This window comes from Paenibacillus diazotrophicus (assembly GCF_042610465.1).
The window spans coordinates 279,709-305,957 of the sequence record NZ_JBGJZN010000004.1; the positions used below are offsets into that span (position 1 = coordinate 279,709).

Annotated in this window: 23 protein-coding genes; 17 read left to right on the plus strand and 6 right to left on the minus strand. The window is 54.4% G+C overall.

Annotated elements, in window-relative coordinates; translation table 11 throughout:
• The first annotated feature begins 222 nt into the window (after nt 1–222).
• From ACAN54_RS18120 to ACAN54_RS18130, 3 genes are read left to right on the plus strand one after another with little or no spacing between them, the layout of a single operon-like run.
• The gene (locus tag ACAN54_RS18120; RefSeq protein WP_379158226.1) at nt 223–855 is read left to right on the plus strand and encodes an NAD(P)-dependent oxidoreductase; all 633 of its coding nucleotides are present in this window, start codon (nt 223–225) and stop codon (nt 853–855) included.
• Nucleotides 852–1,067 carry a hypothetical protein gene (locus ACAN54_RS18125; RefSeq protein ID WP_379158229.1) on the plus strand — a complete coding sequence of 72 codons (216 nt, stop codon included), beginning with the start codon at nt 852–854 and terminating at the stop codon, nt 1,065–1,067. The genes ACAN54_RS18120 and ACAN54_RS18125 overlap by 4 nt, the downstream gene beginning before the upstream one ends.
• On the plus strand, nt 1,015–2,772 hold the full coding sequence (locus ACAN54_RS18130) for an NAD(P)H-hydrate dehydratase (RefSeq protein WP_379158232.1): 1,758 nt from the start codon (nt 1,015–1,017) through the stop codon (nt 2,770–2,772). The genes ACAN54_RS18125 and ACAN54_RS18130 overlap by 53 nt, the downstream gene beginning before the upstream one ends.
• 23 nt (nt 2,773–2,795) lie before the next feature.
• On the opposite strand, the gene ACAN54_RS18135 is transcribed toward ACAN54_RS18130, so the two are convergent.
• Both ACAN54_RS18135 and ACAN54_RS18140 read right to left on the minus strand, forming a co-directional pair.
• Nucleotides 2,796–3,251: a hypothetical protein gene (locus tag ACAN54_RS18135; RefSeq protein WP_379158235.1), complete on the minus strand. Its 456-nt coding sequence runs from the start codon at nt 3,249–3,251 to the stop codon at nt 2,796–2,798.
• A 63-nt stretch (nt 3,252–3,314) separates the two neighbouring features.
• Nucleotides 3,315–4,214 carry an SDR family oxidoreductase gene (locus tag ACAN54_RS18140; RefSeq protein WP_379158238.1) on the minus strand — a complete coding sequence of 300 codons (900 nt, stop codon included), beginning with the start codon at nt 4,212–4,214 and terminating at the stop codon, nt 3,315–3,317.
• Between the two features lie 142 nt (nt 4,215–4,356).
• Here ACAN54_RS18140 and ACAN54_RS18145 point away from each other — a divergent pair, with 142 nt between their 5' ends.
• From ACAN54_RS18145 to sdaAA, 3 genes are all read left to right on the plus strand, one after another.
• On the plus strand, nt 4,357–4,776 hold the full coding sequence (locus tag ACAN54_RS18145; RefSeq protein WP_379158242.1) for a GNAT family N-acetyltransferase: 420 nt from the start codon (nt 4,357–4,359) through the stop codon (nt 4,774–4,776).
• A gap of 95 nt (nt 4,777–4,871) precedes the next feature.
• Nucleotides 4,872–5,582, plus strand: a complete 711-nt coding sequence (gene sdaAB, locus ACAN54_RS18150) for an L-serine ammonia-lyase, iron-sulfur-dependent subunit beta (protein WP_379158245.1) — start codon at nt 4,872–4,874, stop codon at nt 5,580–5,582.
• Nucleotides 5,579–6,457 (plus strand): L-serine ammonia-lyase, iron-sulfur-dependent, subunit alpha, encoded by an 879-nt coding sequence (sdaAA, locus tag ACAN54_RS18155; protein WP_379158248.1) that lies wholly within the window; start codon nt 5,579–5,581, stop codon nt 6,455–6,457. The genes sdaAB and sdaAA overlap by 4 nt, the downstream gene beginning before the upstream one ends.
• A gap of 50 nt (nt 6,458–6,507) precedes the next feature.
• On the opposite strand, the gene ACAN54_RS18160 is transcribed toward sdaAA, so the two are convergent.
• Nucleotides 6,508–6,810, minus strand: a complete 303-nt coding sequence (locus ACAN54_RS18160; RefSeq protein ID WP_379158251.1) for a hypothetical protein — start codon at nt 6,808–6,810, stop codon at nt 6,508–6,510.
• A gap of 68 nt (nt 6,811–6,878) precedes the next feature.
• Here ACAN54_RS18160 and ACAN54_RS18165 point away from each other — a divergent pair, with 68 nt between their 5' ends.
• The gene (locus ACAN54_RS18165; protein WP_379158254.1) at nt 6,879–7,070 is read left to right on the plus strand and encodes a YwbE family protein; all 192 of its coding nucleotides are present in this window, start codon (nt 6,879–6,881) and stop codon (nt 7,068–7,070) included.
• Between the two features lie 75 nt (nt 7,071–7,145).
• Here the strand turns inward: ACAN54_RS18165 and ACAN54_RS18170 are convergent, their stop codons facing one another.
• Nucleotides 7,146–7,958: an HNH endonuclease gene (locus tag ACAN54_RS18170; protein WP_379158256.1), complete on the minus strand. Its 813-nt coding sequence runs from the start codon at nt 7,956–7,958 to the stop codon at nt 7,146–7,148.
• A 209-nt stretch (nt 7,959–8,167) separates the two neighbouring features.
• Between ACAN54_RS18170 and ACAN54_RS18175 the strand changes: the two genes are divergently transcribed.
• From ACAN54_RS18175 to ACAN54_RS18220, 10 genes are all read left to right on the plus strand, one after another.
• Nucleotides 8,168–9,184, plus strand: coding sequence for a LacI family DNA-binding transcriptional regulator (locus ACAN54_RS18175; RefSeq protein WP_379158259.1), 1,017 nt, complete (start codon nt 8,168–8,170; stop codon nt 9,182–9,184).
• Between the two features lie 88 nt (nt 9,185–9,272).
• Nucleotides 9,273–10,613, plus strand: a complete 1,341-nt coding sequence (locus tag ACAN54_RS18180) for a glycoside hydrolase family 30 protein (RefSeq protein ID WP_379158262.1) — start codon at nt 9,273–9,275, stop codon at nt 10,611–10,613.
• A gap of 57 nt (nt 10,614–10,670) precedes the next feature.
• A complete protein-coding gene (locus ACAN54_RS18185) occupies nt 10,671–13,910 on the plus strand; it encodes a cellobiose phosphorylase (protein WP_379158265.1) in 3,240 nt (1,079 codons plus the stop codon).
• 472 nt (nt 13,911–14,382) lie between these two features.
• Nucleotides 14,383–15,372, plus strand: a complete 990-nt coding sequence (locus ACAN54_RS18190; RefSeq protein ID WP_379158268.1) for an ABC transporter permease — start codon at nt 14,383–14,385, stop codon at nt 15,370–15,372.
• 16 nt (nt 15,373–15,388) lie between these two features.
• Complete coding sequence (locus tag ACAN54_RS18195) at nt 15,389–16,279, plus strand: carbohydrate ABC transporter permease (RefSeq protein ID WP_379158271.1); 891 nt, start codon at nt 15,389–15,391, stop codon at nt 16,277–16,279.
• A gap of 134 nt (nt 16,280–16,413) precedes the next feature.
• Complete coding sequence (locus tag ACAN54_RS18200; RefSeq protein WP_379158274.1) at nt 16,414–18,111, plus strand: type 2 periplasmic-binding domain-containing protein; 1,698 nt, start codon at nt 16,414–16,416, stop codon at nt 18,109–18,111.
• 200 nt (nt 18,112–18,311) lie between these two features.
• Nucleotides 18,312–20,207, plus strand: a complete 1,896-nt coding sequence (locus ACAN54_RS18205; RefSeq protein ID WP_379158277.1) for a sensor histidine kinase — start codon at nt 18,312–18,314, stop codon at nt 20,205–20,207.
• Nucleotides 20,204–21,793: a response regulator gene (locus ACAN54_RS18210; RefSeq protein WP_379158280.1), complete on the plus strand. Its 1,590-nt coding sequence runs from the start codon at nt 20,204–20,206 to the stop codon at nt 21,791–21,793. The genes ACAN54_RS18205 and ACAN54_RS18210 overlap by 4 nt, the downstream gene beginning before the upstream one ends.
• A gap of 269 nt (nt 21,794–22,062) precedes the next feature.
• Nucleotides 22,063–22,866, plus strand: coding sequence for an AAC(3) family N-acetyltransferase (locus tag ACAN54_RS18215; RefSeq protein ID WP_379158283.1), 804 nt, complete (start codon nt 22,063–22,065; stop codon nt 22,864–22,866).
• 9 nt (nt 22,867–22,875) lie between these two features.
• Nucleotides 22,876–23,556 carry a histidine phosphatase family protein gene (locus ACAN54_RS18220; RefSeq protein ID WP_379158286.1) on the plus strand — a complete coding sequence of 227 codons (681 nt, stop codon included), beginning with the start codon at nt 22,876–22,878 and terminating at the stop codon, nt 23,554–23,556.
• Nucleotides 23,557–23,821: 265 nt separating this feature from the next.
• On the opposite strand, the gene ACAN54_RS18225 is transcribed toward ACAN54_RS18220, so the two are convergent.
• The gene (locus ACAN54_RS18225) at nt 23,822–25,123 is read right to left on the minus strand and encodes an MFS transporter (protein ID WP_379158289.1); all 1,302 of its coding nucleotides are present in this window, start codon (nt 25,121–25,123) and stop codon (nt 23,822–23,824) included.
• Between the two features lie 118 nt (nt 25,124–25,241).
• Entirely contained in the window at nt 25,242–26,144 is a 903-nt protein-coding gene (locus ACAN54_RS18230; RefSeq protein WP_379158292.1) for an ArsR/SmtB family transcription factor, read from the minus strand.
• Nucleotides 26,145–26,249 lie beyond the last annotated feature (105 nt).

Here is a 26,249-nt window from a genome sequence, read left to right on the forward strand (position 1 = left end):
ATTGTACGCCGTACCACGGATAATGTTTCAACTCTTTGGGTATGGGATGGAGACGGGCTATTCTTGCTTGGCAGGGGTACGGTCATATATTATGGGTAACAGAATAAGTGCGCAGTAAGATTTAGGAGCCAGTCATGCCTGATTCGCAGGAAATGTTCCTGCGGCGCTAATATAGGGTAACCATTTTGGATATAGAGCAGGATAAAGGGAGGAAATCAGGATATGGATGTTGTAGTTTTTGGGGCAACAGGAACGATTGGCAGAGCTATTGTACAGGAAGCGTTAAAAAGAAAACATGAGGTCACTGCCGTGGTCCGAAATCCGGCCTCACTGGAGCTGGAGCATGAGCGTCTGCATGTAGCCACTGCTGATATTCTCGATCCGGTGTCGGTAACGGAGGCAGTGCGCGGACATGAAGAGGTGATCAGTGCCTTTGGCCCCGCTGCCGGGCGGGAGAACGACCTGGTGCGTGCGGCCGAGAGTCTGCTTGCGGGCATGCAGGCTGCAGGTCTTGAACGGCTGCTTGTTGTCGGTGGAGCAGGTAGTCTGAAGACGGAGTCTGGCGAGTGGCTTATGGATTCACCGGGGTTTCCGGACAAGTTCCGCCCGCTTGCGCAAGCTCATGGACATGCCTACGAAATCTATAGCGGCTCTGAGCTTGACTATACGTATATCAGCCCGCCGGCCACGATCCGCCCGGGCCGACGGACGGGACAGTTCCGCATTGGCCTGGACCGGCTGGTGGCGGATGAGAACGGGGACAGCAGCATCAGCGTGGAGGATTTTGCCGTAGCTGTTGTTGACGAGCTGGAGGAAGGGAATTTCAGCCGCACCCGGTTTACCGTTGGATATTGAGCCGGATACAGGCTAACCTTGCAACACCCGCCGTAACTATATGGTATAGGGCCTTCCGTGACCGGAGGGCTTTTATTGAAGATAAGGATGTATCTGGTGTCCACTGGAAGGACGAGATTGTCAGGCTGCCAACGAAGCAGCTAAAAAGGGGGCTGGGCTATGTATATGGTAACTGCGGAGGAAATGCGGGAGCTGGACCGGCAGACCATTGAAGTGCTGGGTATTCCGGCTATTGCGCTGATGGAAAATGCGGGCAGGGCCATTGCGGAGGAGATCATCCGGTTCTGCCGTGACGCAGCCGGCGGGAGAGATACCCCTGCTGCATGGAGTCAGGCAGGCGGAACAAGTGCAGCTGAGGGGACATGCGGCTCGGGGCGGGGAGATGCGGGCGCAGCGGGCAGAAGTCGGACCGGAGGAGCATATGGTCCAGGCGGACTGGGTGACGCCGGAGCACTGGGAAGCGGCGGCCCGGGGATCCGGCCGCCGGGGTTCACGGTCAGCGGAGATCGCGTGCTGACCCTGGGGCGTGCCGACGCCGAGCATTGGCTCGTTCTCGTCGGCAAAGGCAATAACGGCGGCGACGGCATCGCCGCCGCCAGGCACCTGCGTGAGGCGGGCATCGCCATCACGCTGGTGTACGCGGCCGCGCCGGAGTCGCTGGCCGGCGAAGCCGCGCTGCAGCAGCGTGCCGCTGCAGCCATGGGCCTGCCCGCCGTAGTCTACGGCCGGGACCGGGTAGACTTTGCCGCATGCAGCGGCATCCTGGATGCGCTGCTCGGCACGGGCAGCGCGGGAGCTCCGCGCGGTGCCTATGCGGATCTTATTGCCGCTGCGAACGGCAGCGGCAAGCCCATTGTGTCCGCAGACATCCCGAGCGGGCTGGATGCGGACACAGGCCAGGCGCATGAGCCTTGCATTCATGCGGCAGTGACAGTCTGCCTCGCGTTCCTTAAGCGCGGGCTGCTGCAGTATCCCGGCTCAGCCAGCGCCGGGCATGTGGTGGTCCGCTCCATTGGCATCCCTGCTGCCTTGGCCCGGGAGAGCGGCGTCCCGGTCAGCCTGCTGACGCCGGAGGTGCTGCGGACACGTCTGCAGGTCGACGTGTCGCGCCGCCGGTCGCCCGAAGGCCACAAGGGCACCTACGGGCATGTGCTGGTGGCGGCAGGAAGCCTCAGCATGAGCGGTGCCGGCCTGCTGGCCTCCCGCGCAGCGCTGCGCGCTGGCTGTGGCCTGGTGACCTGGGCGCTGCCTGAGAAGCTGCTTGCCTTTGTTATCGGCGCAGCCCCCGAGCTTATGCTGGCAGCAGCCGGCGGGGAGAACGGAGCCTGGAGCGCCGGGACTGCCGCAGAAGTGCTGCGGCTCAGCAGCGGAAGAGATGTCACCGCCGTGGGACCTGGGCTTGGCCGGTTTGAGGGTGACGGGGAATGGCTGCGTGCGCTGTGGGAAGGCATCGAAGCTCCGCTGGTCATCGATGCCGACGCGCTGAATATTCTGGCGGACAGCGACTACAGCTCTTGGGCAAGCCGCCGCCATCCGGTGATCCTGACCCCTCATCCGGGGGAGATGGCCCGGCTTGCCGGGCTATCCACAGCTGAGGTGCAGCGGGACCGGATCGGTCTGGCGCTGGCTTATGCCGGGAAGCATGGAGTTACCCTTGTACTCAAAGGAGCCCACACGGTCATTGCAACCCCTGAAGGCGAAGCTTATATCAATATTACAGGTCATCCGGGTATGGGGACCGGCGGTGCGGGCGATGTGCTGACCGGCATCATTGCGGGATTGCTCGCACAGGGGCTGAATGCCGCGCAGGCAGCGGCTTTTGGGGTCTACTTGCACGGGCTGGCGGGGGAGAGGGCGGCCCGCCTGCGCCATGATCCGGCGGCGCTCATCGCCGGGGATATCATCGAGGCGCTCTGATTCCGGAGGGCTCTGAGCACAGCTTAGAACAGCACCAGGCAGAGCAGCGGGACAAACAGGGCAAATACCGGAAGCAGGAGCGGCTGCCGCTCTCCGGCCAGTTGTGCAAGCCGGAACAGTAGCAGTGCAAATATTCCGGCGATGCCGCAGGATACCGCGTCTCCGCCCTGCTCAGAGGCGAGCCACAAGCCTGCGCCATAGCCGGTGACGGCATACAGGCAGAGGGCCGGGAGAAGCGAAGTGGAGCGGAACACGTGAAGCAGGGCATCTGCGACTAGAGCAGCTGGCAGTCCGTAGGCATAGATGGCGTAAGGCACCGAGGTCGGCCAGCCTTCCGGCACGCCACCGGTATGCGGGAATGCCAGCATGACGAGGGAGACCAGCATAAATGTCAAACCGGCGGCAGACAGTTTGGTTAATGCGTACATGCCTGCGCTTAGACGGACGGACGGAAGATCGTAATCTTTTAGCTTGTTCATCTTTTACATCCTTTCAGGGAAGTGAACACGGCTTACGGGATGATTCATCCCGCAAGCGGCTGGTTAGCTAGTAACCATGTCCCCTCCATTTACGTGAATACAGGTTCCGGTAACATAAGAAGAATCGGGACCCGCTAAATAGACATAAGCGCCGGCCAACTCATAGGGCTGGGCTGCCCGCTTGAATGGGGTGTCGCTACCAAAAACGCTGGTCTCTTCAGCAGAAAAGCTGGAAGGAATCAACGGAGTCCATACAGGTCCTGGAGCCACACTGTTCACACGGATTCCCTGATCGGCCAGCGACAGGGCGAGCGAGCGGGTGAACGAGACGATAGCGCCTTTGGTGGACGAATAATCGATAAGATCTTTTTTTCCCTGATATGCTGTAACAGAAGCTGTATTAATGATCGCTGTTCCTTGTTTCATATGCGGCAGCGCGGCCTGTGTCAGGAAGAAGAACGGGAAAATATTCGTGCGGTACGTCTCGTAGAGCTGCGCCTCGGAGATATCCAGAAGACTCTGCTGCGGATACTGCACACCATGATTGTTAACCAGGATGTCCAATTTGCCGAAGGTCTGCACGGTGTGTTCCACCGCCTGGGTACAGTTAGCTTTGTACCGCAAATCCGTCTGAATGCGCAGGCAGCGTTGCCCCAGCTCTTCAATACGCCGCTGCGTGGCTTCCGCATCCGAAGCTTCGTATAAGTAGGCAATGGCGACATCGGCACCTTCTTTGGCAAAAGCAATCGCAGCGGCTTTGCCGATCCCGCTGTCTCCGCCCGTGATGAGCGCCACTTTGCCGCTCAGCTTTCCGCTGCCGCGGCTCTCCGGGTTCTCGCTGATGGGCCGGGGCATCATCAGGCTCTCCAGACCCGGCTGGCGGTCTTGGTGCTGCGGAGGAAAGCCTATAGGCTGCACACGGCAGACTGTACGTTCTCCGTAATAGGGGTAAACAGGATTCATTAGCGACACTCCTCGGGTGTGTTCTGGTTTCCTGTATATTTTTATGCATCCGCCCAGAAAAGCGTGCGACTCTGATGTCTGATGAAAGGGATCAAACGACTTATCCATACATACTAAATACAAACAGAGATGGGGAAAGAGAATGAACTACAGGCCTATGATTGCCGATGATTATGAAGCCGCATATCATTTATGGGAGAATACGGCGGGCATGAACCTTAGTCAAGCAGATTCCCGGGAAGAAATTCTCCGCTATCTGGAGCGTAACCCTGGAATGAGCCAGGTCTGCGAGAACGAGGACGGTACGCTTGCCGGTACAGCGATGTGCGGACATGACGGGCGCAGGGGGTATATGTATCATGTGGCAGTCAGCAGGGACAGCCGCGGTAAAGGAGTCGGCCGTGGGATGGTTTCGCGCTGTCTGGACAGGCTGCTTCAGGAGGGTATCGACAAATGTCATCTGATGGTGATAGAGGGGAACAGCCTCGGCCGCAGCTTCTGGGCTGGAATTGGGTGGCAGGAGCGGGACGGCATTGTCCTGTTTTCCCGGAATACCTTTTAGGTAACAGATAATGTCATAGTGTAGCTTTTACGCGGCTGCAGTATAATATAGAAGTGAAGTATATTGTCGAATTTTGATAGGTGGAGATCTGAACAATGCGTTTCAAAGATGTATTCTCAATTATCGGTCCGGCCATGGTCGGGCCTTCCAGTTCGCATACAGCAGGCGCGGCAAGGATCGGAAGGGCTGCCCGGCAGGTGCTGGGCGAACCGGCGTCTTCGGCCGAGGTAACTTTCTTCGGCTCTTTTGCTGCGACGTATCAAGGGCATGGGACGGACCGGGCGATTGCCGGCGGACTGCTGGATTTCGCTACGGACGATTCACGTCTGCCTGATTCTATCGAACTTGCAGCCGAGGCCGGGATGGCAATTTCCTTCGGTGAGGGGACGGGTCTGTTCCCTCATCCCAATACAGTAAGGCTACACTTAACAGGTGCTCAGACAGGTACAGAATTAACACTTACCGGAATATCCATCGGCGGCGGGAATATTGAAATTGTGGATATTGACGGTTTTGGAGTGAAGCTGACGGGAATGTATCCCACCGTACTGATTAATCATATGGATTACCTGGGGGTACTCGCCAGTGTTACGGATGTCATGCGCAGAGGCCAGTTCAATATCGGGCATATGTCGCTGGACCGTAAAAACCGCAGCGGTGCAGCTCTGACAGTGCTGGAGCTGGACGAAGCGGCGACGCCGGAGCTGCTGCATGAGCTGAGTGCACTGCCTGCCGTCCAATCCGTTAAGGTAGTAGATCTGAATGAAGCTCCGCAAGAACAGAAAGGGAAGGACAACACACCATGAATTTTCAAACCTTAAGCCAGCTGGCCGTATTATGCGAGGAACGGGGAATGGGGATCGGCGCTTTGATGCTGGAGCAGCAGAGTGAAGAATCCGGACGGTCCAAGGAACAGGAATTTGCTACCATGAGCCAGTATTATGGCGTAATGAAAGAAGCCGTCCACCGCGGCATGACCGAGGATACGACCTCGCGCAGCGGACTGACAGGACTGGACGCCCAGCGGGTTGCCGCCTATAACACAGCAGATGAGCCTTGTCTCGGCGGACCTGCCGGTCAGGCCATGGCCTATGCACTGGCTGTATCGGAGGTCAATGCCTCCATGGGCCGCATAATCGCAACACCGACAGCCGGCTCCTGCGGAATTATTCCCGGCGTCTTTCTGAGCTGCCAGGAGCGGTTCGGCTGGGATGATGACTATATGGTGTCCGGTCTGTTCGCGGCCGGAGCGATAGGGTATGTAATTGCCAATAATTCATTTGTCTCCGGAGCGGAGGGCGGCTGCCAGGCTGAGGTTGGCTCAGCTATCGGAATGGCAGCGGGAGCACTTACTGAACTGCGCGGAGGAACTCCGGCTCAAGCCGTACATGCCGTTGGTCTTGCGCTCAAAAATACACTGGGGCTGATCTGTGATCCTGTGGGCGGGCTTGTGGAGATTCCCTGTATCGTCCGCAACGGCTTCGGAGCCGTTACGGCGCTGGCTGCTGCCGATATGGCACTGGCCGGGGTGCGCAGCGTAATTCCATCTGACGAGGTCATCAAGGTCATGCTGGAGGTTGGATCGGCTATGCCGGAGAAGCACCGGGAGACAGCCGGAGGCGGACTGGCCCAGACTCCGACCGGACGGAAAATTATGAAGGATCTGAAGAATAAGAAATAGTATGCAGCTTGTATTAGGACATCATAACCGCGTAGGGGTTCAGCCTTGGCTCAGAGCATATGGAACCTTTCCAGCTGCTCCCATTGCCCTTCCTGCCGGAGGATCTCCGGCTGCTTCGGTCCCATAAGATCGAAATGCGGGAAAGGTCTGCGGTTATGAATATACCGGGACGGAAGCCCATGCTGCTCGCACCAGCTTCTCAGGCGGTCCAGATTGCTGCAGCCGACTTTGGTTACTGTGGTCATCCCCGGAAAGCGCGGGTCGAGCCAATAATGGGTTAGGAAGGCGATTTCTCCTGCGGAGACCGCCTGTTTCCAGCGGCTCAATTCTTCTCTGTTAATACCGAAGGCCATGGTTGTCTCATCCTTATCCTTAATCTGAATTAGTAATTCTATTATAACTTGAGAGGGGGGAACGCATCATGAACGGGCAAGTTAGAGCAGATATCCGTGCCGGGCTTGAGGTGGATATTGTACTGAAACAGGATCAGCCTACGGGCAAACTCACACATGGCGTAGTCAAAGATATTTTAACCAATTCGCCTCGCCATCCGCACGGCATCAAGGTAAGGCTAACTGACGGTCAAGTTGGACGGGTCAAGCACATTACGTAAATAAAAAGTAGCGCTCCCGGCCCTGGGCTGCCGTTCTCCTGAACAGCATATTCCCGGTCCGAGAGCGCTTTTTTTTTACCGTCCCATGAACTCCTCCACATACTGGTCGGCTTTGGTCTGGTTGCACAGATTGCAGGCGCAGACACAGTTGTCCGGCGTAGTGTGGCCCCCTTTGGCACGGGGCAGCAAATGATCTATGGTATCTCCGTACAAACCGCAGAAATGGCATGTATAGTTATCCCTGGTCAGAATAAATGCGCGGAAATCCTTATTGCTGTAGATTCGGCGGATCGTGCGGCGGTTCACTACCACGGCGGCATGCTCCCTGACGAGGGTTACAGCAAGCTCAAGGTCGATTTCCTGATGCCAGCGCCGCCCCTTATCGCTGTGCCCCCGCATGAGAATCATGCCTTTGGATGAGGGAATGAGGGCAGATGCGTCCTGGGGATCAGGCTTCGGTCCTCTAATCTGCGGCGCCTTATACCGGGGGTCTGCCCCGCGTGGCCGTGCTTTGCCCTTGATCCCGTGTGCCGATGGAGCTGCCTGGCCATCCTTGGAGCGTCCCGGCGGGGAAGGCTTATGGGCTCCAGGTACAGCAGGCTTGGAAGCTGAAGCAGCCGGGACCGGGGGAAGTGGATGACGCGTAAGCACGAGCGTATCAGTCAATCCCGCATCGGAGATCACTGTAGCCGAAATTGCTGCAGCCCCTTTTCCCCGCACAGCCGGCTTGGGTCTATTCGCCAGAAGCTCCTTGCGGCAATCCCGGCAGGCACCGCGGCGGGACTGGCCTTTGGAGCGCTTGCCGGTGCGCCTGCGGAATTCAGTTAGAGGTTTATACTGCTGACAGTAGGCGCATTGTTTGGTTAATGGCTGATGGATATCGGTCATAGGTATGTGTGGAAGGCCGTCTTGAATACGCCTGTCCAGTCCCCTTCTTTTTTGTGGTAGCTTTAGTATAACGCAAAGAACGGTGAATCACACAGCAGACAGGGTGGGGGACGATCTCCTAATTTCTGCTGGACGGCGGGACCTAAAGGCGTTAGAATGGCAGTGAATATAAAAGGGCTTTCATAGTGGGCCGGCGGGAGTGAACCGGATTGACAACGATTTATGATATAGCCAAAAAAACCGGCTACTCGCCAACGACAGTGTCCAAGGCGTTCAACAATTATTCCGATGTGCGGGAGAAAACCCGTCAGGACATATTGCGGACGGCTCAGGAAATGGGGTATTTGCCAAACGCCCATGCCCGTACCTTGACCACCAAGAAGTCATGGACGATCGGTGTGCTGTTTGTAGAGGGAACCGGGGCGGGGATCCGCCATCCCTTTTTCAGTGCGGTCATCGAGAGCTTCAAGCAGGTTGCGGTAGCCAAAGGGTATGCGCTGATGTTCATCTCCAAGGATGTCGGCGGCAAGCAGAGCGGATATCTGGAGAATTGCCGCATTCGCGGGGTGGATGGAGTTGTGGTCTTCTTGTCTGACTATGACGACCCTTATTTTCTGGAGCTGCTCGAAAGTGATATTCCTACGGTTATTCTGGATTATGATACATCACAGTCGCATACGGTATGTTCGGATAATATGGAAGGAGCGCATCTGGCGGTGAATTACCTGGCGTCTTTGGGTCACCGTAGAATTGCCCATATTTCCGGGGGCGAGAACTCCTTTCCGGGAAGCCAGCGCGAGCTCGGGTACATAGCGGCAATGGAGCTGCAGGGGCTTGAGGTGCGGGAAGGATACATCGCTGAGGGAGCTTTTTTCTCCAGGGAAAGCGGTTATGCTGCTATGCTGAAGCTGCTGGAGCTGCCGGAGCGTCCTACGGCTGTATTTGCTTCGGGTGACCTGCTGGCATTGGGTGCAGTGATGGCAGCCAAAGACAAAGGTCTCTCTGTTCCTTCCGATATTTCAGTCCTCGGCTATGATGATATTGAGCTTGCCGCCTATGTAACACCGGCATTGACGACCATCCGGCAGGATACGGAAAAGCTCGGGACCCGGGCTGCGGAGATTCTGCTTGCTTCAATCGACGGCAAAAGACAAGAGAAGGAAGCACTGCTACTTCCGGTGGAGGTAGTCGTACGGGATTCCTGCGCGCCGCCGGGCGGAAAATAAAGAGTTCCGCCGGGTGCGCATTTTTTTTCGAAATAATCGAAACCGGTTTCGATTATCATATAAGTACAACTAAAAGGAGATGGATGAATTGACAAAAGTACGCACAGTGATGACCGCCAAGGACACAGGAGAACGCTTAAGCCCAGTAGAGGCAATCGCATTCAGAGTCCGCACAACCGATGAGAAGGCGGATGTGCAATTGCAGCCGGAACGGGAGTTTCAGCAAATGCTTGGTTTTGGGGGCGCTTTCACAGAAGCGGCGGCCTATACCCTGTCCCGGATGAGCCCCGTGAAGCGGGCGGAGGTCATCCGGAGGTATTTTCATCCGGAGGAAGGATTGAACTACAGCATGGGGCGTGTGCATATCCACAGCTGCGATTTTGCCCTCGGGAATTATACCTATGTTCAGGAGGGGGATGCGAAGCTCGCGACTTTTGATATTTCCCATGACCACAAGTGGGTGCTTCCGCTGATTAAAGACGCGATGGCAGTCAGAGGCGGGCCTTTGACGATGCTGGCTTCTCCCTGGAGCCCCCCGGCCTGGATGAAGACCAATGGGGAGATGAACAACGGCGGTTCACTGAAGCCGGAGTATGCAGCAGTTTGGGCGCGGTATTATACCAAATTCATTGAAGCTTACCGCAAGGAGGGCATTCCGGTCTGGGCCGTCTCCGTACAGAATGAGCCCGCAGCCGTACAGACTTGGGATTCCTGTGTGTACAGTGCGGAGGAGGAGCGGGATTTTGTCAAAACCCATCTGGGCCCTGTGATGCATGAGGCGGGAATGGCGGATGTAAACATCGTAATCTGGGACCACAACCGCGATATCATGGTCGAACGCGCCTCTACTGTGTTGTCCGACCCGGAAGCTGCCCGGTATGTATGGGGTACAGGCATTCACTGGTACGGCGGTGAGGAATTCGATAAGGTGGCCAAGGTGCATGAGCTGTTTCCGGAAAAGCATCTGCTGTTCACGGAGGGCTGCCAGGAGGGCGGTGTGCGTCTGGGCGAATGGTTCACCGGTGAACGTTACGGGCGGAATATGATCGGTGATCTGAACGCCTGGACGGAAGGCTATCTGGACTGGAATCTTGTGCTCGACGAGACCGGGGGACCGAATCATGTGGGCAATTTCTGCGATGCTCCGGTGATTGCCGATACGACTTCGGATGAGGTGCATTACAACAGCTCCTATTATTACATCGGACATTTCAGTAAATTCATTGCTCCCGGTGCTATGCGCATTGGCCTGGAGTCTGCCGCCGGAGGTATTCTGTCCACTGCATTCCGCAATCCGGACGGCAGTCTCGCCGTTGTTCTCATGAATGAGGGGGAGGATACGTGCATCGTGACTCTGGGGCTTGGTGATGAGTTGGCCGAATGCACGCTACCGCCGCATTCCATCGCAACACATCTTATCTTTTCGTAATTTCATCACGTTCAGCATGCTGTTAATTGGTGCAGTTTAATTTAAGGAGGCAAATGTATGAGCCATTATTATTTTGATTCCGGCAACTTTGTGATCGAACAGTTTCATGAGGGCAAGCCATTTTCGAGCTTTCTGCCCGGACTGGCAGGACTGAAGGGCATTCCTATGTGGACCTTTTATACGAACCGGGGTCAGGGAATTTGCAGCTTTGGAGTACGCGATAAAAACTCGCCGATTATGGAGTTCTCACCAGCGAATATTTCCTACAAGAACGTTGCTTCGTCCGGCTTCCGCACGTTCATCAAGATAAAGGGTGCTCAGGAAGTGTATGAGCCGTTCCAGTCGGCACGGCCTGATTCCGATGCGAAACGCAAGATGACGATTCTCCCGAATGGGCTGATGATCGAGGAATCCCATACGGGCTATGGATTAAAGACAACCGTTCACTATTTCAATATGCCGAATGATGATTACGCTGCATTGGTCCGGCGCGTAGAAATCGAGAATATAAGCGGAGGGGAGCTTGAATTAGAGCTTCTGGATGGTCTGCCGGAGATTTTACCGTATGGTGTAGAGAATAGCGGGTACAAGGAGATCGGCAACCTGCTGCGCAGCTGGATGGAAGTATACAATCTGGACCATGGAATTCCATTCTACAAGCTGCGATCCAGCACGAATGATGATGCGCAGGTCAGTGAAATCCGAAACGGGCATTTCTATCTGTCCTTCACTGCAGAAGGGGAGCGGCTGGCACCGGTTGTGGACTTCGAGACGGTGTTCGGAGGCAATACTTCGCTTGGTTATCCGGACCGTTTTGCTGATCTGCCGCTTGAAGAGCTGCTCGCACAGCCCCAGTATCCCGTCAATAAGGTTCCCTGCGGCTTCAGTGGTACGGCCCGGACGCTCGCTCCAGGCAGCAAGGTGATCCTGAACACCATTATTGGACATGTGAACGATATCGACAAAATCAACCGGAAGGCGGATACTCTCTGCCATGATGAATACATTATGTCCAAAGCCTTGGAAGCTGCCAGCCTGACTGAAGAGCTGACAGCAGATATTGCCACCCGTACCGCTTCGCCGGTATTTGATGCATACTGCCGGCAGTCCTATCTGGATAATTTTCTCCGTGGCGGCTATCCGTTCATCTTCGATAACGGGGGAGAAGGCTTTGTCGTGCATCTGTTCTCCCGCAAGCATGGCGACATGGAACGTGATTACAACTTTTTCTCGCTGGCGCCGGAATATTACTCCCAGGGAAACGGGAACTTCCGCGACATGAATCAGAACCGGCGCAATGATGTATTCTTCAATCCCCGGGTCGGCAGCTTCAACATCAAAATGTTCTACAGCCTGATTCAGGCGGATGGCTACAATCCGCTCAGTGTTCAGGGGACTACCTTTGAAATTCTGCCCGGCAAAGCGCCGCAACTAGCGGAATGGATTCGCGGAGCAGTGGCCGATCATCAGGAGGAGCTGGTGAAGCTCTGCGCGGGCCGGTTCACTCCAGGACGCCTGATTAACTATATTGCTGATTATGACGTTACCTTAAAGGTGAGCGAGCAGGAATTCCTGAGCGGTGTGCTTGCTTGGTCGCAGCAGAACATCGAGGCCGCCTTCGGGGAAGGCTTCTGGTCCGACCACTGGACGTATAACCTCGATCTGGTGGAGGGTTATCTGGATATTTTCCCTGAACGCAGACAGGAGCTGCTCTTCGGAGATGAGAGCTATGCGTTCTATGACAGCCCGGCCTATGTACTGCCGCGAAGCGAGAAGTATGTGCTGAGTGACGGCAAGGTCCGGCAATATGGTGCTCTTCTAGAGGATGAGGAGAAGCTGCATCTGCTGAAGCGAAAGGCTTCGGAGACGCACTGGCTCCGCACCGGAGGCGGACATGGGGACATCTACCGCACCAGTCTGTTCGTGAAGATGCTGTCATTGGCCTTGAACAAATTTGCCACACTGGACCCTTATGGCATGGGTGTGGAGATGGAGGGCAACAAGCCGGGCTGGAATGATGCCATGAACGGCCTGCCGGGGTTATTCGGATCAGGGATGAGTGAGACGTTTGAACTGAAGCGGATGATCGTCTTTATGCTAGAGGTTCTGGATAGCAATGAAGAGGGGGCTGGAACATCAGGATTATCCGTCAAGCTTCCGACAGAAATGTCCCTGCTGCTGGAACAGGTGCACCATGCTGTAACGGCAGTACTTGCAGGAGAGCTTGGGCAGTTTGAATATTGGGATACTGTAGCATCCGCCCGTGAGTCCTACCGGGAGCGTATCCGCTTCGGTATCACCGGAGAAGAGCAGCCGGTTAATCTTACGGTGATACGTGAGGCGCTGGGCCAATTCCTGAGCAAGCTTAATATCGGGATTGAGCAGGCAGTCGAACTGGGCGGCGGTCTGACTCCGACTTATTTCCGCTTTGAGGCTGTGCGGTTTCAGGTAGTGACCGATGAGGCCGGGCAGCCGGTAATGAGCGGCTACGGTCTGCCTAAGGCGGTGGTGGAAGCGTTCGAGGCCTTTCCGCTGCCGTACTTTCTGGAGGGGCCTGCCCGTTGGCTGAAGACACTGGACAGTCCGGATGAGGCGCGGGATATCTACAACCGGATCAAGCAAACGGAGCTGTATGATCCGGTCACGTCGATGTACCGCACATCAGTCTCTCTGGATGAGGAGTCCAATGAAATCGGACGGATGCGTGCATTCACGCCGGGCTGGCTGGAGCGGGAATCTAACTTCCTGCATATGTCCTACAAATATTTGCTGGAGCTTCTGAAAGCGGGGCTCTATGAGGAGTTCTACGGAGAACTGAAAACTTCGCTTATCCCTTTCCTGGACCCGGCAGTCTATGGACGGAGTACACTGGAGAACTCCTCCTTCATCGCCACGGGCGGCAATCCGGATCCGGGCACGCACGGAAGAGGTTTCGTCGCCAGACTTAGCGGTTCCACCGCAGAGTTTCTGAGCATGTGGCGGACGATGATGGCCGGAAGCGGGGTGTTCTCGGTGGTGGACGGGGAACTGGCCTTATCCTTTGACCCGGCGCTTCCGGGCTGGCTGTTTGATGAGCAGGGGGAGTTATCTTTTACCTTCCTGGGAAAGACCCGGGTTACCTATTACAATCCGCGCCATCTGAACACTTTCGGTGAGGGAGGGGCATCCATTCAGAGTCTTACGCTGGCTTACCGCGACGGGACCGCAAGCCGGATACCTGGCCCGCTGCTGCGTGGCGCGGAGGCCGAAGCGCTGCGCCGGGGAGAAGTCGCCGAAATCCGGGCGGTGCTGGAGTAATTGATGCAGCCTAAGCCACCAGCTGCCATTGAATCCTAGAACGGTAAGTCATCAATCTCAGAGTGGACAGTAAAGGGCAAGTAGAGGCGGAACAGCCTCTCCTTGCCCCTCACTCTGCCTGATTTTCTATTTCATTTGAACTTAAAGTCCAGCTTGAGGAGGTGGGAGTGGCGGAGGGGAAGTTTGAAACTGGAGGAGCGGCAGCGTTCGCCTTTGTATCCGGATTTCATCCGCTAGAAGCGGTATGAATCAAGAAATCTGGATACAACAGCGACCGGAAGTCCAAACATTCCCCGCAGTCACGGTTTTCACCGAGCCAGCCGCGCTTTACTACAAATTCTATAGCCGAAAAATCAGCCCCCAAATACGAAATCTGGGCCCTTACAGCCCAACCTGAAAAGCTATACAATAAACGCATGGAGCTGTAAGCGCTTCACATAAATGCAGACAGACAGATTTTGGAGGCCATATGATGGAGAACAAAAGCAGCACTGAAGCAAATTCCGCGATGAAACCGCTTCTTTCGCCAAAAATCGAAACCGGTTCAGATTCCAGAAGCGCGTTCTGGAGGCGGCTTCTGGCCCAGCGCCATTTACAGACAATGGCCCTGCTCGGCGTGGTCTGGATGATTATTTTCAACTACATTCCAATGTACGGGCTGATTATTTCCTTCAAGGAATACAACATCGTGAAATCGATCGCTGAGGCTCCCTGGGTGGGGCTGACGCACTTCCGTGAGTTCATGGATGATGATGATCTGGTCAATGTTATCAAGAATACACTGGGCATCAGCTTGATCAAGCTGCTGATCGGTTTCCCGCTTCCGATTATCTTTGCACTGTTTCTGAACGAGGTCCGCTCCTTAAGGTACAAGAAAGCGATCCAGACTATTTCGTATCTTCCGCATTTTCTCTCTTGGGTGGTACTGGGCGGAATTCTGGCGACCTGGCTGGCAGATGTGGGGATTGTGAACCATATTTTGATGGGACTGCATCTGATCGATCAGCCGATTACCTATCTTGCTGAGCCCAGCTATTTCTGGACGATTATTATTTCCTCCGACATTTGGAAGGAGCTTGGGTGGTCCGCAATTATCTACCTGGCAGCGATCTCCGGGGTCTCTCCTGAAATGTACGAAGCAGCGACGATCGACGGAGCCGGACGATTCCAGAAAATGTGGTTTGTCACACTGCCGGCGATTAAATCGACGATCAGCATTCTTTTCATTCTGGCAGTCAGCGGTGTGCTGAACTCCAACTTTGACCAGATCCTGGTGCTGCGCAATTCGCTCAATGACAGCGCCAGTAATGTAATTGACTATTACATCTACTATACAGGCATAGTCTCGAACCGCTTCTCCTACTCTGCGGCGGTTACCCTGATTAAGGCGTTCATTGCACTCATTCTGCTGCTGATTGCCAATCAGGTATCCAAAAAAATTAACGATACGTCGCTGTTCTAGAAGGAGGACTTAACCAATGTTTGCACTCAAGCGCAAGACGAAGGGCGAAGCCCTGTTTGATATCGTCAACAATCTGATTATGCTGTGTGTCTGTTTCCTGACGCTTTACCCGATCTGGTACGTGCTGATCAATGCCTTCAATGACGGAAATGATGCGATGCTGGGCGGGATTTACTGGTGGCCGCGAATGTTCAGCCTGAAGAATTTTGACGCGGTGTTTGCGAGTCCCGGCATCATGCAGGCCATGGGAATTACCGTTGCCAAAACGGTGCTCGGCGTGCTGGTACACGTGTTCTTCACGGCGATGGTGGCCTACGCTTTATCCCGTAAAGGGCTCATCGGCGGCAAGTTCTATATCCTGCTGGGTACGATTACCCTATTCTTCAACGGTGGCCTCATCCCGACCTTTCTGCTGAACCGGGACCTGCATCTGCTGGATAACTTCATGGTCTATATCATTCCGGTGATGTTCAGCTTCTTCGATCTCATTATCTTCATGACCTTTTTCCGGGAAATTCCCGAGGGTCTTGAGGAGGCGGCACGGATTGACGGTGCCAATGACTGGTCGATCTTCCTGCGGGTCGTGCTTCCGGTATCCATGCCGGTCATTGCCACGATTGCCCTCTTCCATGGTGTGTATCAGTGGAATGATTACTTCGCCGGGATCATCTACGTCAACAATCCGGACCTGCAGCCGATTCAGACTTACCTGTTCCGGGTGGTGGCACAGTCCAGCTCTAACCAGATGATGGTGGCCGTGCAGGGCAGCAGTGTTACCAAAAGCGTGACCTCACAGTCTATCAAGCTGGCTACCATGGTGGTCACTACGCTGCCGATCGTATTCGTCTATCCGTTCCTGCAGCGCTATTTCGTAAAGGGCATGATGATTGGCTCGATCAAGGGCTAAAGGTTTGTCTTGAGGTAAGCAACTTAAGCCTCAAGCCACTCAAGCAACAGGTAACTCCTCCGGCACCCGGGTACATGTGGGGTATGGAGTTGAGCTTATAATTTACTACAATCTCAGAAAAGGGGTAAATAAGCATGAGCATGAAACGCAAGCCGAAAGCAATGGTACTGCTGCTCTTGGGGCTGATGCTGGCATTCTCGGCAACGGGCTGTTCGAATGGCAATAATGCCGGAAATAATGGCAAGGATAACGCGGGCAACGCTACAAAGACGGCAGAGGCTACCAAAGCACCGGCGGAGCCGGCTGCATCAGCGGTCTCAGCGGATGAGCCGGGCTGGAAAAGCGACACCTCACCGATCACGTTCGACTGGTATCTGAATTTCGCCTGGTTTCCGAATAAATGGGGTGTAGATCCTACCTCCCAATACGTAACGAAAAAGACAGGTGTAAATATCAACTTTATCGTTCCCGCAGGAAATGAGAATGAGAAGCTCAACACTCTGATTGCTTCCGGCAAGCTGCCTGACTTCATTACGCTGGGCTTCTGGGAAGATGCGATCAAGAAGATGATCGAGGGTAATCTGGTGCTTCCGCTGAACAAGCTGGCCGAAGAATACGACCCGTACTTCTTTAAAGTATCCGATGCAGATAAGCTGGGCTGGTACACACAACCGGACGGCAATGTATACGGCTATCCTAACTCCTCATCTTCACCTGCTGATTATAAAAAATACGGTGATAGCTATGTCTCCAACCAGACCTTTGTAGTCCGCAAGGATATTTACGAAGCCATCGGCAGTCCGGATATGCGCACACCGGAGGGCTTCCTGAACGCACTGAAGATGGCGAAGGAGAAATTCCCTGAGATTAACGGCCAGCCGATTATTCCGCTCGGTCTTCATGAGTTCACGGAGAACGGCAACGACTCGCTGGAAGGTTACATTCAGAACTTCCTGAACATTCCTTGGGAAAAGGACGGCAAGGTCTATGACCGCGAAACCGACCCTGAATATGTAAGATGGATGAAAACGCTCCGTCAGGCCAACCAGGACGGACTGCTGGCTAAGGATATTTTCATTGACAAACGTGCTCAAATGGAAGAAAAGATCGCACAAGGCCGCTATTTCGCCATGCTCTATCAACGCACTGACTTTGCTTCACAGCTCGGCACCATTTTCCAAAAGAATCCTGAACAAACTTATATTGCTGTAGACGGACCTGCGAACACCAAGATGGACCCTCCGGCACTGAACGGCCCGGGGATCTCCGGCTGGACCGTAACGCTGATCTCCAAGGATGTGAAGGATAAAGCCCGGGCGATTAAATTCCTCAGCTACCTGAACAGTGAAGAAGGCAACAAGGATCTTTATCTGGGTGAAAAAGGGGTCAGCTATGATACAATTGACGGGAAGGATCAGTTTCTTCCTGAAGCCTTTGATTTAATGAACAAGGACCGTGCAGCCTTCGATAAAAAGTATGGATCTTCCTTCACCTTCTGGATGATGCAAAATACGAATATTACAGACCAATGGGCTCCAAAATCAGTTGAGCCTTTCAAACAATTGGAAGACTGGACCCGCGGCAAAGCGGTCAACACTTCGGAATTCCAGCAGATTGATCCTACAGGCAACTCGCCTGAAGGCATTATCGCCACCAAGCTCAAAACCCTTCGCGGCAAAACGCTGCCGAAGCTGCTGATGGCTTCCTCCGATGCTGAGTTCGATAAGCTCTGGAGCGAGTATCTGGCGAAGAAAGAAAAAGAAGGTCAAGCGACCTTCGATGCTTACCGCCAGACGAAATATGAAGAGAACAAAAAGAAACTTGGAATGTAACTCTCTAGAATAATGCCCAATGGCCCGCTGACTGCGGGCTTTTGGGTTATTTTCTAAATATAAGAATTTATAGGATTCACGCAATTCATTATCCTTCTATTTCTTACTGAAACGGTACCGTCCTGTAGAAGGACGGCTTAGCTGTTTCTGCTTGTCTAATCTGCGGCCTTTGAGGCGAGGTGTACAGGATACAGGTGAACATGCGCACACGAACCGGGGCATTATGGAGCTCCTTCAGCTATTGGTGGGGACGGAGATCGCTGCAAAGCCGGCTGGTGGCGGCCTATATTTTCATTATTTTGGGTCCCTGCCTGTTGGTGTCCCTCTATTCCTATAGAGCGATCAATAATACGTATGTCCGCGATGCTGTGGACAAAAACAACTATTTACTGCAAATGGAAAAGATGCATATCCTCAATCAGATCGAAGCCATGGAGCGTGCGGCGCAGATGGCTTATTCCGACAAGGTGATCCAGAATTATCTGCTTAATGAGAGTGACCCTTCACTTGGAGAACTGATTGATTTCAATACGACCACTTATGTGAATTTGAACCGGATTCAATTCAATAATCCCAATATTGAGCATCTGCGGCTGTATTCGGCGAGCAAGGAGGTGCACGAGATCTGGCCGATTATTTTCCGGGAGGACCGGGTGTCCATGGAGCCATGGTTTCAGCAAGCACTGAAGCTGCAGGGGCAGGAGCTGTGGTCTTTTCAGAAGAGCGATCCAGATCTTATGCAGCGCTATACGGGCCATGCACCGCAGGGGCAGCCCAAGGTTTCTTTGCTGAGGGAAATTAGCATTCCGGCCGGCCATCATGTCGGCATGATTCAGGTAGATATGCTGCTCAGTCGCTTCACGCCAAAAACCTATACCGATGTGCGTGACAACCAGTCTCAGATGTTCATCGCAGGGGACGGGCTGCAGCTGTTTACGCGGGCGGACCATTCTTTTGAGCAGGATAACCCGAAGCTGAACGGAGCGATTGCCGAACGCTTGCAGCAGTATGAGAAAACCGGGGAGTGGGATGTGCACTACAAGGAGGATGGCAACTCTTTTCTGCTGATTCAGACCCCGATTCCTCAGATTGGCGCTTCATTGCTGAATGTGGTGTCGATGGAGGGTGTCATGAGGGATATTTCTCATACCCGCAATCTGATTATCGGTCTTAACATCGGTTTTATCGTTCTGGTTACGGTTATAGCTTATGTGCTGAATGCCTTCATTCTGAAGAATCTGCGCCGGTTAACAGAGACGATGAAACGGGTGCGCAGAGGGGAGGCGTATACGGGCATCAGCATCCGCGGAGGCGGGGAGGTCGGAGAGCTGGCGCATCATTTCTCCAAGCTGATGAATACGATCAATACACTGGTGGCCCAGGCGGTGAACAAGGAGGCGCTCTCCAAAGAGGCGGAGCTTCGGACGCTGCATAACCAGATTGATGCCCATTTCCTCTACAATACGCTGGAAAATATTAAGATGCTGGCAGAGATCGAGAATCAGCGGGGCATTTCCGATGCCCTGACTTCGCTCGGCGGCATGATGCGGTACAATTTCAAATGGTCCGGCGAGTATGTGAAGCTGCGGGATGAAATCCGCCATATCGAGAATTACATCGAAGTGATGAATATCCGGTTTGAGCATCCCATTACGCTGGAGCTTTTGATTGCTCCCTCTTATCTGGAACTGGAGGTACTGAAAATGTCGCTGCAGCCGGTGGTGGAGAACAGCGTGAAGCATGCCTGGTCTTCCAGAGAGGAAGAGCTGCAGGACCGCTCCATCCGCATCCAGATTTCAGAGGCAGAGGGGGACATCTTCATTGCAATCCGGGATAATGGGTTCGGACTGACACCCGAGCGCCTGAAGGAGCTGCATGCCTTGATTTATGCCAAGGATGAACCGGGAGCGGATGCTTCCGGATCAGCGGCAGGAGGTTACAGAGTTGGCGGTATTGGACTGCGGAATGTACATCAGCGGCTGCAGTTATTCTATGGGGACGCATACGGGCTGGAAGTGCAGAGTCAAGCGGGGGAATGGACGACGGTGTTCATGACGCTGCCTAAAGTTCTTTTGACGGGGGATAGACAGACATGAAGAAGCTGCTGATCATAGATGATGAGAAAATGATCCGACAGGGCCTGAAGGCCATGATTGAGCGGGAATACCCGTCCCGTTACAGCATCGAGCTCGCGGGGAACGGTGCAGAGGCACTGGCGCTGTATCAGCAGGAGCGCAGAGATATTATTATTACCGATATCCGCATGCCGGTGATGGATGGGATTACTCTGCTGGAGCGTCTTGCCGCTGAAGCTGAGCCAGGCGGGGAAGGACCGGCGGTCGTCATTCTGAGCGGTTACGATGATTTCGAATATGCCAAAAGCGCAATCCGCTACCGCGTCAAGGACTACCTGCTGAAGCCGATAAGACGCGAGGAGTTATTCGGAATTCTGGAGCAGATCAACAGAGAGTGTCTGGAGCAGGAGTCAAGCTCCCGCAGGCTTGCTGAGGAGACGGAGGGCTACCGCCAGGAGCTGCGTAATGCCCGCCTGCGCGAACTGCTCATGCAGGAGCCTGTGGAGCCGTCACTAACGCAGCTGCAGGAGCTGGACCGGTTGCCTGTTCCTTTTACAGTGGGTGTGCTGAATTTCTATTACAAAGACGGGAAGCGCATGAAGCCTGGTGAAGTTCAGGGTTTGATCGAGCGGATGACCGGACCGCTGGCCGGGCCGTTTGCTGAAGTTCTGACAGATTGGGAAGGGAAGCTGGTCCTGGTCGGAGGCAGCAAGGAGGCGTTCCGGGAGCTGTCCCGGCAGGCTGATACAAGAGAACTGAATGGGCTGCTCATCGGTATCAGCGGTGATAACCGGAATCCGGCAGACTTCCGTACCGCGTACAAAGAGGCTTGCCGCGCGCTGCAGTATACATTCCTGCCGCCGCAGTCCAGCTTCATCGACTACGCGGATTTCCGGGAAGGACGGCTGCGTTTTGCATGGCCGGAGGAGGAGCTGCGCAAGCTGCTGAACATGCTCGGTACAGACCGCGAGAAGGAAATTAAGAGCCTGCTGGGGACGATTTTTCAGCTGGATCATTTACAGCATCTCGATCTGGCGTATCTTGAACAGGTAGGACGCAGCATGAACGAACGGGTACTCGATGAGGTATTCCGGCTGCACGGGGAGGCCTCTGTAGAAGTGCTCAAGCTGTACCGTACGGTGGGCAATCTGTATAATTTCCGCCATTTTCATGACTATTACCGGACACTGGAGCATTTGCTCATTAAGGTGAACGACTATATTATAGGAATTAAATCTGCCCATACGGAGCATGCCGACATGGAGGAAGCGCTGGCTTATATAGAGGCGAATTATACCCGTCCGCTGAATATGGCGATGGTGAGCAATCATGTGTCGCTTAACTACTCTTATTTCAGTGAGGCCTTCAAGGCCTACACTGGAGAGAGCTTTGTGCTGTATCTCAAAAAAGTCCGCATCCGCCATGCCAAAGCGCTGCTCTCTGAGAACCGCATCAAGCTGGCCGGTGTCTCCGAAGCCGTCGGCTTCGAGAACAGCAAGCAGTTCGCCCGCGTGTTCAAGGAGCTGGAAGGCATCTCGCCAGGCGAATACCGAGCCAAGCTTCTCCTGGAGCGCTATTCTGGACATTTGGGAGATAAGGAATCGTAAGAACCCGGAACGGCAGCGGTTTTACCGGTGGCGTGGCTGCGTGGCTGCTGGCTCGCGTGATCAGCTTAGGCTTTTAGTTACTTCTTTGTTAGTGGTAATTTGTATAATTAATTTAGCGATATCAGGCTCTTTTTTGGGTTTAGGTGGAAAAAGGGAACTTAAATTTTCAGCTATAAGCGTATTTGGGTGTTTATTAACGATTACGGAAAATTGAAGTGTACTAATTCCAACTGGATTATCGAATGAAAGTGTTAGGGGGGAACGTTTGAGTGGAAGAAATACAAGGGGAGCTTATTACTGTAGAGACACTGGCTTCGGATTTTCGGGAGCTGGGGGTGCGTGAGGGGATGACGCTGCTGCTGCACTCTTCTTTTAAATCGCTGGGGCAATGGGTGGCAGGCGGGCCGGTTGCCGTTATTCTGGCGCTGGAGCAGGTGCTTGGGGAAGAAGGGACTTTGGTGATGCCGACCCACTCCTCAGATGTTACCGACCCGGCAGGCTGGAGCAATCCGCCGGTACCGGAGGCGTGGTGGCAGACCATCCGGGAACAGATGCCGGCCTATGACCCGGATCTAACGCTGCTAAGGGGGATGGGCGTGATCCCGGAAACCTTCCGGAAGCAAAAGGGGGTTAGGCGCAGCAGCCATCCGGTCCATTCTTTTGCTGCTTGGGGAAGATATAGGGATGAGATTATCGATGGGCATGCGCTGGATTTTGCTTTTGGTGAACAGTCGCCTCTGGCCCGAATCTATGACCTGAAGGGAAGCGTACTGCTGCTTGGTGTGGACAGCTTCAACAATACTTCACTCCATTTGGCTGAATACCGGGCAGAGTATGCCGGGAAGCAGGAGGTTACTGCGGGAGCGCCCATGCGGGTTGACGGAGCCAGACAATGGGTGGAATACAGGGATTATAACTGGAATTCGGATGATTTTGCCGCCATTGGCACGGACTTTGGACAGGAGACAGGACAGATTACATATGGAAAAGTTGCCGCAGCCGCGGCTCAGCTTATCCCGCAGCGTGAGATCGTGGATTATGCGGTGAAGTGGCTGGAGCAGAAGCGGGTATAACCAGGTCAGGTGGGTATTGAAAATAGTGATATAGAGGAGTGGAGTACATTGGCTGCAACAACCGTATATTTAACCCGGCACGGGCAGACCGAGTGGAATGTCCAAAACCGGATGCAGGGGCATCTCGATTCACCGCTTACACCACTCGGCGAGCAGCAGGCACAGTGGCTGAACCAGGGACTGCAAACGGTGCCTCTGGATATCATCTACTCAAGCTCAAGCCCGAGAGCTTTGCGGACAGCAGAGATTGTCCGGGGCGAGCGGAGCATCCCGCTCATCGCTTGTGATGAATTCAAGGAGATTGGTATGGGACTGTGGGAGGGGCGGGAATCAGGTGAGATTCAGAGTGCTGACTCAGCGCAGCACTTTAATTTTTGGAAAGACCCCGAGGAATTCAATGTAGAGGGCAGCGAGACCTTTGCCGGCGTGCAGAAGCGGGCTCTGGATAAGCTGCATGAAGTAGTGGCGGAGCATGACGGTCAGAGTATTCTAATTGTTACCCATACGGTAGTGATCAAAGTGCTGATGGCTTATTTCGAAGAGAGAGCTATGGAGAATCTGTGGGATTTGCCTTATATTCATCCTACCTGTCTGTGCAGAATTGATTTTACGGACGGAGCGGCGGAGATTCTGCTGCACGGGGATACGAGCCATTATGGGAATAGCGTAGAAGATGAACTTTTCGATTAATTAGAGTGAACGTAAGGATCTTACTTGCTGTATTAGCGAAACTCTGGGTCCACAAGGGTTTCCCCCATTCGGCTTATATAGCCAAGAAACTTGCAGGCGATGCTCGGGGAATACGGGTGTCGCCTGTTCGTGTTCATGCGAGTGCAGTCCATGCGGTCAATGCGGTCCATGCGGCCCAGAAAGCTCCTATTTTCGCCAATTGACCTTATCAGCCGGCCTAACGGACCCATGGTTCAGCGTGGTTTATTGACCCAGGGCTGCGGGTTTACCGTTTGGCTGAAGCGGCTGGAGTCACGCCTTGAGGCGCAACTGCCGGCCTGCTGTTCTGCAGATATCTCGCTTCAATCATGGACAGGTCGCCATCAAGCATTCTGAGGCCGGGGAGCAGCAGGGCGGCTCCGGCACATAACGCCGGCAGCAGTCCAGCGGCGAGGAACAAAGCGGACACACCGTAGATTTCGGCAATCGCCCCTCCGGCAAAAGCGCCAAAGGGCTGCAGGCTGCCGCCGATCAAAAACCGGATCGAGTTAACCCGTCCCTGAAGATTGCCGGGAACCAGACGTCCATGAAGGGAGGAGCTTAAGGAGCCGAAGAAGGGGCCAAGGGCGCCGGATATAAATACGGCCGCAAGCGCAAAGGGGAAGCTGGGAATAAGCCCCCACATGGATGTCATGACTCCAATGGCTCCAAGACTGCAGAGCATCACCAGGCGTCTGTGCTGAATCTCACCCAGCACCGAGATTACGCCCAGCCCGACCAGCGATCCTAGTGCAGAAGCTGTGGTAAGTGTTCCCAAGGCTGCGGCATCACGGTGGAGCACTTCGCGCACATAGGGAACCATCATCGTCCAGACCGCGATGGAGCTCAGGTTACTGACCGAAGCCATGAACATAATGGTGAGCATTGCCGGGAACTGCTTGTAAAAGGTAAAACCTTCAGCCATCTCGCGCATGTACAGGGAGAGGGAGAAGCCGCCTAAGGCGGCAGCCGGTTTGGTAGTTGGCCCCGGAAGCTTCGGCAGGTACAGTAGCGTGGCGATGGCGGCAGTGTAGCAGAGCAGATTGATACCGAGTGCCGGGAGCGCCCCGCTGGCTGCGGTCAGCACACCCGCCAGCGCAGGCCCGAGCAGCGTCGCTGCTCCCTTGCAGCCGTCGATGACGGCAAAGGCGCGTACCAGCTTCCGGCTGTCCGCGACGCCGGGAATCACAGCCATCGCCGTCGGCATGAACAGCGCGGCGCAGGCGCCGCTAAGTCCGGCAGCGGCGAATAAATGCCAGAGCTGGAGCTGGCCGGCGAGGCCCATGCCCAGCGGAAGGGCGATGGCCAGCAGCCGGATCGCGGCCAGACAGGCCATGAAGCGCACGCGGGGCAGCCGGTCGGCGAGCGGTGAGCCGATTAAGCGAAACAGCAGCTCAGGGATGCCGGAGCTGAGCGCCAGCGCGCCCATAGCCAGCTTGGAGCCGGTCAGTTCATAGACCAGCCACTCCATCGCCAGTAGCCCGAATGCATCTCCGAAAGCGCTCAAAGAAATGGTAGACAGCAGACCATAATAGCTGCGTTTCAGCATAGGAAATTCACTCCTTTATATGTAAGCTGAGGCAGGGGCTTAGGCCGTAAATGGTGCACAACACACTAAGCGGCCTTTCAGCATAGGGGATTGCTCTTTCAATCCAACCCGCTGCCTGCTACTCCAAATAATCGGCAATCCGCTTGGGCAGATCATTCAGCGCATCCAGGCGCAGGCTGTAGGACGCGCTTTTGCCGGTGGAATGGACAATGACCAGCCCGGCCGAGCGCAGCGTGATGAGATGATAGTGGATCGTGCTTTTGGAGAGGCCGACCTGCCGTACGATTTCTGTAAAGCTCAGCTGTTTTCCAGCCAATAGGCGGAGAATGTATAGCCGTGTCTCATCCGACAGCGCCCGGGTGAGCCGCAGCAGTGTGGGAGCGGGCCGTCCTTCCTCGGGAGGCAGCGCATCATAGGCATAGCTGGTAAATACAAATTCATCGCACAGCGATGAAGTGACCAGAGGACGTGCGTGGTACTGTGGGATTAGGATAATCTGCTTCACTTCTTTGGCGGGATACAGCCGCATCCCCTGCGTCGCCCGTTCGTAGACCTCCATAGCATTGTTATCGTTCAATTCCGTTCGTCTGGCTTCCGCCTCTTGACTTAACCCTACAAGAATGGCGGGATCAATTCCGCTGAAATACTGTTCATTCCATTCCCTCAAAATACTGGAGGTGCGTGTGCGCAGTAAGGCAAGATTGGAGGACACGGTTGATCCAAAGCGTGCAGCGGTCTCGAACAATTCCCCCGGAGACAGGCCCTCGAACCAATCTAGGAAGCCGTCGACCGAACGGTCTCCAGGACAACTCCAGATATAAGGCGTGAGCGTGAAATCTGTATTTTCTTTGTAAAATTCCTGCATGTTCTGCAGCTGGGCTGGGGTGAACCTCTTCTGAACCTCCTTGACCCAGAGCTTTCCAGATTCCAGAGCGTTATGGTTCTGTTTCCCAAGGAAGGCGCTCAGACTGTTAAAACATTCATGCATGGGGGCAAAATCCACTTCTACCTTATAATCCACGTATGTTCCCCGTTTCTCTATTTTGTATATTTTGTTCTATAAGCATAGAACTTTTAATTGGTTTTATTATATGCGAACTATTGTTTAATATCAAGGGTATGGAGC